Genomic DNA, 7761 nt, shown 5'->3' with positions numbered 1-7761 from the left:
TATAAATAGTATAAGCTAAATGGTAAAGGGTAAGAGAAATATTTTTATTAAAAATAGAAACAATCGTTTAGGCCGAGTTTTTTATGGATTGGAAATAGACATGCTAGATGAAGAGGACTAATCTCGATCATTGACTAGACCAGTTTGTTCCAATTGCTATCAGTTTAACAATATTTTGTTTTCCACCGTCTTTATTTTGGAATTTCAATCAATTTAAAAAAGGTGCTAAAATCCTTGATATAAATGGATTCTAACACCTTTTCTTTTTGCTGGTTTTGCTTCTTGAACTTTTGAACATGAACACTTTAAATAAATAGTTATAAAGAGAGGCTTATTGCTTTTTTCAGATTTTCGTCAAATAAGATACCCGTCTGTTTAGCGTGGCGAGACGCATTGATTTTCTTAAGGATGCGACATGTATAATGACAATTCCTTTTCTTCAGCACATCCGTCAAAGTCAAACAAACCTATGTCCATGTCTTTAGATCAAGTCAAAATGCTTCAGTGCATGGACAATCCCATGGTCTGTATTATTTTTGGTGATGAAGGTTGCGATGTCTTTTAAACCATCGTAAGCATTGCCCATAGCGATTTTATGGTCACAGGCTTCTAACAATGCAAAATCATTTGGGCCATCGCCAAAACCAAAAGTTGGTACATGTTCCAACTGTAAATTTTCTTTTAGTCGTTGTACACCGGCACCTTTTGAAATTCCTTTTTTCACTGTATCAATCGAATATGGGCCGTTTCTATAGAAGGTGAATTCAGGAAAATTTTCATGGTAATATTCATCCCCAGATTCTGAAAGGATCAGCAACATATTGATAGGATGATCTTGAAAAGCATATGGGTTGATAGGTGGAACATCTGAATGAATATAGTCATAGGCTTTGATCATCGTTTGACTATGATCCGTACACCAAATATTTTCTCGATTATAATAAGATAATTGATGGCCTTGTCGTTGGACATGGTCATGCATCTTTTTGCATTCTTCTGTTGAAAAATGTACAGAATAAACTTCTTGTCCTTCAACGCTGATAAAAGAACCATTCATTGTGACTGCAGAAGTGATCCCTGCGTTTTGCATGATCGTTTTAATTTCGGCTTCTGTTCGGCCGGTAGCAATAACTGGAAGAATGTTGTTTTCCTTTAACTTTTGCATCGCTTCGGCTACTTCAGGTGTGATCGTTGATTTAGCATCTAGTAAGGTGCCGTCAAGATCGAAAAACGTGATTGCTTGATAATCTAACACAAAAAAAACTCCTTTTTTAGTTGAATATCCTTATATTAACAAAGATTGAACAAAACACAAACCTTTCGTGAAGAATTCCCGAATTTATTGGTTCAAATACAATTTTAGAGTATACTATAAACAGAGATTTAGGAGGGAAAAGATGATTTTTTTAACGGTGGGTATCTTCTTGTCAATCATAGGACTATTGTTTCTGATTCTACCATCTAAAGGAAACCTTCCTTTTTATGGGTATTATTCATCACTTGCAGCAAAAACAGAGAAACATTGGCATTTGGCACAAATTACCAGTGGGAAATATTTCTTACTGTTTGGCTTAGGAATGACATTGATTGGCTATTATTTAAAAACAACAGGTCAAACGAACTATTTTATCATCGAGATGTTACTGTTAGTTTTTCCTATCATGCCGATTTTTATATTAACAGAAAAAAAGCTACAACAATTTGACCTGAAAAATGGAGGGAATGAACATGAACATTTTAATGATTGAAGATAATCAATCCGTATCCGAAATGATGCAGATGTTTTTTTTGAATGAAGGCTGGGAAGCCACTTTTAAATATGATGGAAAAGAAGGCTTGGATGCTTTTTTGGAAAATCCTCATCACTGGGATATGGTAACTCTGGATTTAAATCTACCAACTATGGATGGAATGGTGGTTGGTCGTGAGATTCGTAAAGTTTCAAGTACCGTACCAATCATTATGTTAACTGCTCGTGATTCTGAAAGTGATCAAGTGATCGGTTTAGAGATGGGGGCGGATGATTATGTGACTAAACCGTTTAGTCCTTTAACACTGATTGCTCGCATGAAGGCTTTGCATCGACGCAGTGAATTGGCAGAAGCAAAAGAAGAAAGTCCATTGGCAGATCAACAATTTGATATCCAGACAGAGCATTTTAAGATGAACACTAAAACAAGAGAAGCTTATCTAAATGGCCAGCCAATCAATGGATTGACACCAAAAGAATTTGATTTATTATTCACATTGGCAAAAAAACCACGACAAGTATTTTCTCGGGAACAATTACTTGAGTTAGTTTGGGATTATCAGTACTTTGGGGATGAGCGAACTGTTGATGCTCATATTAAAAAGTTGCGTCAAAAAATCGAAAAGGTAGGCCCTCAAGTCATTCAAACTGTTTGGGGAGTAGGGTATAAATTTGATGATTCAGGTGTTGCCTGATGCGTTATTTATATCAACAACTATTGGCTTTTTGTGGAATGATCGTGATGATTATTTTGATCGTCGGTGTATCATTTACGCAGCTGACGAAACAAACGATTGAAGAAAACAACTATCAGCAGCTTTTTGGATATGCCGAATCGGTGGAGAAAACAACACAGACTTATACGGATACGTTTCCTCAGTTGACCCAAGATCAAGCCTTTCAAAATGCGTTATTGTTGACTGAGCAAGTATTGACTGAACAAAATGTGAATTTCATTTTTATTGATAAAAATGAACGTGTCATTTATCCAACAAATGGGGCGTTTTTAGATTTTACAATTAAAGCAGAACAATGGGATCGACTGAGAAATGGGCAACAAGTTAAATTTACTTCTAAAAGAAATATTTTAGGACAAGACCAAGCGACATCTTATGCCTTAGTGCCATTCAATCTGAACCATGAATTTTACGGTGGTTTAGTTGTCAGTCAACCTGCACGAAATATCGATAATAGTGTACGTTCAGTGACATTAAACTTATTTAAAGGATTCGTTTTTTCTAGTATCATTGCCATTATTGCCAGTTACGCCTTTGCGGCATTTCAAGTAAAACGGATCAATCGTTTAAGAAGTGCCACAAAAGAAGTAACAAATGGAAATTTCGATGTGCAATTGCCAGTGCATGATCGAGATGAGTTTGATGAATTGGCGGATGATTTCAATAAGATGACCAATTCATTAAAAGAATCCCAAGCAGAAATTGAGGAGCAAGAAAACCGTAGACGACAATTCATGGCGGATGCCTCCCATGAGATGCGGACACCTTTGACCACGATCAATGGTCTTTTGGAGGGCCTAGAATACAATGCTATTCCTGAAAATCAAAGAGAAAATGCGATCAAGTTGATGAAAAATGAAACAGAACGCTTGATTCGTCTCGTGAATGAAAATCTTGACTATGAGAAAATCCGTACGAATCAGATTAGCATGGTCATCAAGAAATTTGATGGCACAGAAACCTTACAAAATATCATTTCTCAGCTTGAACCAAAGGCAGAAGCTGCAGGTAATAAGCTAGTATTACAAGCACCGGAACATGTAGATGTTTACGCTGACTACGATCGGTTTGTCCAAATATTGGTCAATATTATCCAAAATGCGATTCAATTTACAGAAAATGGTCAGATCACGATCACACTTGAAAAAGGGTATCTTGAAACGATCATCAAAATTACTGATACTGGAATCGGCATGACCGAACAACAAATGAAAAGTATTTGGGATCGCTATTATAAAGTGGATCCATCTAGAAAAAACACGAAGTATGGAGAATCTGGACTTGGCTTACCAATCGTCCAACAATTGGTTCGACTTCATAAAGGGAAAATAGAAGTTGAAAGTGAATTAGGTAAGGGAACGACATTTACCATCAAACTTCCAGATGTAGAAATTGAATAATCGATTGCTTGAACTTTTATCGTTTAAAGTCATGAGTATTCTCGAAAGGATCAAAGAGGCTTAGGAAAGCATTCCTAAGCCTCTTTGTTTGGGAGATTTTTTTTCTTTCAACTTGCTTCTTCATAATGATCAACAAAAGGACTGGATGCCACTGTTTGATCGTGTGTAATGAGTAAGATGGAGAATAATTGATCCTTGACTAAATAAGAGAGAATATCCAGTAATTCTTGTGTCTCTGGGATAGTTAATTTATCAATTGGATCTTCCACGATCAGTTCCTTTTTTTGGGCAAGAATTGCATGGAGCAATTGTAATTTGATTTTTTCTAAAGCAGTCAATTCATCTGGATTGTATTTAAATAGGGATGAATCGATCTGTAGTTGCGGATACCAAAGATGATTTGCTTTTTTTTGCTTTTCTGGCAAATTCAAAAAAACATGATCTTTTAATTTCAAATAAGGGAAAAATGGCCATTGGTTTTGGATCATCATAATATCTAACTGGTTTTGTGAAAGAAGTTGTTCTTTTATCTCTTTGAAAATCACATCTTGTTTTTCTTTTGAACAAAACAAAACGGTAAAGCCTTGAAAGTTCATCCATAGATTATCTTGGTTCATCGAATAACCCCTTCTTTCTTTTTGAAATTTGGTTAAAGATCAAAAATAGCCCGATACTGAGTACTGTGCTGATTAAAATTAGACTCATTAGTGTTTGTCCTATACTTTTAACTGTATCTGTAATAAAGGTATCACTGATAAAGTCGATTTTAAAAAATGTTTGCTGATCGACGAAAATAGAAAATCCACTATGGGAAGAAAGAGCAGATGAAAGATTCGGTAACTCAAATAGCTCTAAAATCATTAGATTGATTTTCTGTAGTAATTCTTGATAGATTGTTTGAAAGCTAAAAACCACTAGAAATAGTGTGGCACAACTTAAGACAATCGGTAAGATTTGCTGCCAAAATAAAAATAGGAAAATCTTTGTTTTCGTTAATCCGGCTAAACGCCAATTGATTAATTCAAATCGATTTTTACGAAGGGAGTGGAGAAAGAAAATAAAATAAAAGAGCCCAAATACGCCAAGTAGCCCTACAATCATAAAGACATAAAAATCTTGGACGACATTTGCTGAAGGTAAATTTTCTTTGATTTCCGAAGCATCAAAGAGTTGGATACGCTCATTCAATTGCTGATATAACGTTGTCTGTAGATGATACAGATTAAAACTAATCAATAATAGTAAAGCAGAAAAGCCTGAAAACAAACAATAAAGCAATGTTTGCTTTTTATAGTAAAATAATCGAGCAGTAGAATACTGAAGCATTTTCATACTTTTCACCTCGAAAATAGTATAGAAAACGAATATGAATAAAGTATGAAATTCATTTAGAGAAATAACGAAATCAAAATAAAAACAAGAAAAAAGGTTGGGACAGAAGCGTTTAACTCCGACAAATAAGAAGGAGTTGCTTCTGCTCCCGCCGTTTATATGTATTAAAAGCGTGGAACAAAAGTAAATAATGCTTTTGTTCCACGCTCTTAAGTTTTGTCTGTTTATGGATAAAGTATTACTCTTCATTTTCTGATGGTTCAGTAACTGGCACACCATTGATATCTTGGTAGGTACGTGTTTGGTAAAGACTTTGAGTACTTTGACCATTGTTTTGACTAAATACACTTGTTGATTTGTCACCGAGAGATTTTTCTCTTTCATTCAGATGGTCTAAGCCATTTTTATAATCAAAAGTTGTTGGATCTACTGGTTCTAATTCACTATCTGTATAGAATCGAAGGAGATCGCCGTTGTTGATTTGATCAGAAACAGCTAATTGCTCTCTGACGGCTTCTCGAATCTTATCGATTTCCTGTTGAACTTCTTCTGTTGGTTCAGCGATTACCTCACCAGTTTCTGTACTATAAACGGCTCCACCATAGTAGGTATACTTAGGAGTCACGAAGTCTCCATCTCTAAATGAGACGATTTGATCATGGTCTGAAGAAAAGAGATCTTGACCTAGTTGGATATAATTTTTTGAATCAACTCCTAACAAATGGAGAAGTGTAGGTAAAGCATCTACTTGTCCACCATAAGTATGGTTGATTCCGCCATTTGTTTGACCAGGGACATGGATCATATAAGGAACACGTTGCATTTGTGCGTTATCAAAGTTTGTCCAATCAGAACTTGTTTTCCCGACTAATTCTGCAAGAGATTTGTTTCTTGAATTAGAGATACCGTAATGATCTCCATAAAGAACGATGACTGAGTTATCATACAAGCCGCTTGCTTTTAAATAGTTGAAGAATTCTTCAACAGCAGTATCGAGATAGTTAGCAGTGGCAAAGTAACCATTGATTGTTTCGTCACTCGTGTTCGCTAGAGGGAACCCAGCTTCTTCATTCGTGAATTTTGAATAAGGGTAGTGATTTGAAACAGCGATGAATTTAGAATAGAACGGTTGTTGTAGACGTTCTAAATATTTAACAGATTGTTCAAAAAAGGGTTTGTCATGTAGCCCATATTGGAATGAATTTTCATCGTTGACATCATAGTAAGAAGCGTCGAAGAAATAATCATAACCAAAACTCTTATAGGTTTCATTACGGTTCCAGAAGGTACCAGCATTTCCATGGAAAGCTGCACTGGTGTAGCCTTTTGTTTGCTTCAAAATATCAGGAGCTGCTTGGAACGTATTTTTGCCACCTAATTGAGTGAAGAGTGATCCTTGATTTAAACCAAACAATGAATTGTCCATCAATGTCTCAGCGTCACTTGTTTTTCCAGCTTTTACTTGATGGAAGAAATTATCAAAACTAAATGTACTATTACTGTGGTACAAGCTGTTGATGAAAGGTGTCACTTCATGAGCTACACCATTTTCATCCGTCAATTTGTAATCAATTAAAAATTGTTGGAAGCTTTCTAAATGGATATAGATCACATTTTTACCTTCAGCAATCCCATATAAGTCTTTATTTGGCTTTGCATAATGCTCTTTGACATAGTTTGCTACTTCTTTCATGTCATTTGGACTTGCTTCTGCCCGCACTTGGTTTGTTTGATAAGTCTGGATTCCATCATAGACGACAAAGGCATTTAGTCCTAGGTATTTGACCAAGTAATCTCGAGAAAAAGTACGTGTCAAAAGCTCTGGGCGATCAGCTTCGGCTAGAAAAAGATTTCCAGAGAAGATCATCACGGCTAAAGTGGAAACAGCAAATGCCATTCGAGCACGAACAGGTTTAGGATCCATTTTGATTTTTTTAGTAATCAATAATACAGTAAGCAAAATAATATCTAACCAATAAAAAACATCATAAGGTCTAAACAAACGCAAGGCGCTTTCTCCCAAGCCACTTGCTACTTTTCCAGCACCTAACATCGTATTGATCGTGATAAAGTCTGTAAATTCACGATAATAAGTAATATTAGAAAATAGCAGTAAAGTTAATAGGAAATAAATAATCATCATGGTGATGTAAGAAGCTTTCGTTCTTCTGACATATAAGGCAATTCCTAGTAACAATAGGGTAGTAGCAATTGGATTGATAAATAGAATAAAATACTGGATGCCACTTTCAATGCCTAAATGAAAATCAAATAGATAAGCAATAATTGTTTTTAGCCATAACAAGACAGCTAATAAAGAAAAAAATCCAAGCCTCTTGTTCAAAAAGGCGGGTGTTTTTATAGATTTCAACATAATCTTCCTTTCCGCACTCTAACTAAGTAAAAGAGTGTCATGAAACCATCTTTACAATAAACATATTCCTTACTATTCTACTCGTAGGATAAAATAGTGTCAATTGAAACTAAAGATTGGTACGGATAGGTTAAGATTTTCTTTAGTTTGACTAAAAATCGCTTGGAA

General features: G+C 35.3%; 7 protein-coding genes. 3 read left to right on the top strand and 4 right to left on the bottom strand.

Annotation, left to right across the window (positions count from 1 at the left end):
• Positions 1 to 481 precede the first annotated feature (481 nt).
• On the bottom strand, positions 482 to 1255 hold the full coding sequence (locus A5844_RS03045; RefSeq protein WP_086283793.1) for a Cof-type HAD-IIB family hydrolase: 774 nt from the start codon (positions 1253 to 1255) through the stop codon (positions 482 to 484).
• Between the two features lie 142 nt (positions 1256 to 1397).
• Here A5844_RS03045 and A5844_RS03040 point away from each other — a divergent pair, with 142 nt between their 5' ends.
• From A5844_RS03040 to A5844_RS03030, 3 genes are read left to right on the top strand one after another with little or no spacing between them, the layout of a single operon-like run.
• Positions 1398 to 1748 carry an SdpI family protein gene (locus A5844_RS03040; protein WP_086283791.1) on the top strand — a complete coding sequence of 117 codons (351 nt, stop codon included), beginning with the start codon at positions 1398 to 1400 and terminating at the stop codon, positions 1746 to 1748.
• Positions 1729 to 2445 (top strand): winged helix-turn-helix domain-containing protein, encoded by a 717-nt coding sequence (locus A5844_RS03035; RefSeq protein WP_086283790.1) that lies wholly within the window; start codon positions 1729 to 1731, stop codon positions 2443 to 2445. The genes A5844_RS03040 and A5844_RS03035 overlap by 20 nt, the downstream gene beginning before the upstream one ends.
• Positions 2445 to 3887 (top strand): ATP-binding protein, encoded by a 1443-nt coding sequence (locus tag A5844_RS03030; protein WP_086283789.1) that lies wholly within the window; start codon positions 2445 to 2447, stop codon positions 3885 to 3887. The genes A5844_RS03035 and A5844_RS03030 overlap by 1 nt, the downstream gene beginning before the upstream one ends.
• Positions 3888 to 3994: 107 nt before the next feature.
• Here A5844_RS03030 and A5844_RS03025 read toward each other — a convergent pair whose 3' ends face one another.
• The 3 genes from A5844_RS03025 to A5844_RS03015 form a co-directional block, all read right to left on the bottom strand.
• Positions 3995 to 4504, bottom strand: a complete 510-nt coding sequence (locus tag A5844_RS03025) for a hypothetical protein (protein WP_086283788.1) — start codon at positions 4502 to 4504, stop codon at positions 3995 to 3997.
• Positions 4491 to 5219, bottom strand: coding sequence for a hypothetical protein (locus tag A5844_RS03020; RefSeq protein ID WP_086283787.1), 729 nt, complete (start codon positions 5217 to 5219; stop codon positions 4491 to 4493). Before A5844_RS03020 ends, A5844_RS03025 begins: the two co-directional genes overlap by 14 nt.
• Positions 5220 to 5457: 238 nt before the next feature.
• The gene (locus tag A5844_RS03015; RefSeq protein WP_086284075.1) at positions 5458 to 7590 is read right to left on the bottom strand and encodes an LTA synthase family protein; all 2133 of its coding nucleotides are present in this window, start codon (positions 7588 to 7590) and stop codon (positions 5458 to 5460) included.
• Between the last annotated feature and the right edge of the window lie 171 nt (positions 7591 to 7761).

Origin of the sequence: Candidatus Enterococcus wittei, from assembly GCF_002140175.1 — a bacterium.
Taxonomy (GTDB): Bacteria; Bacillota; Bacilli; order Lactobacillales; family Enterococcaceae; genus Enterococcus_B; species Enterococcus_B wittei.
This window is presented reverse-complemented; position numbering and strand designations above follow the sequence as displayed.

Bases quoted from the DNA above. Each gene is read 5' to 3' on its own strand.
- A5844_RS03020 (WP_086283787.1), bottom strand. From the start codon at position 5,219: ATGAAAATGCTTCAGTATTCTACTGCTCGATTATTTTACTATAAAAAG.
- A5844_RS03025 (WP_086283788.1), bottom strand. From the start codon at position 4,504: ATGAACCAAGATAATCTATGGATGAACTTTCAAGGCTTTACCGTTTTG.
- A5844_RS03030 (WP_086283789.1), top strand. From the start codon at position 2,445: ATGCGTTATTTATATCAACAACTATTGGCTTTTTGTGGAATGATCGTG.
- A5844_RS03035 (WP_086283790.1), top strand. From the start codon at position 1,729: ATGAACATTTTAATGATTGAAGATAATCAATCCGTATCCGAAATGATG.
- A5844_RS03040 (WP_086283791.1), top strand. From the start codon at position 1,398: ATGATTTTTTTAACGGTGGGTATCTTCTTGTCAATCATAGGACTATTG.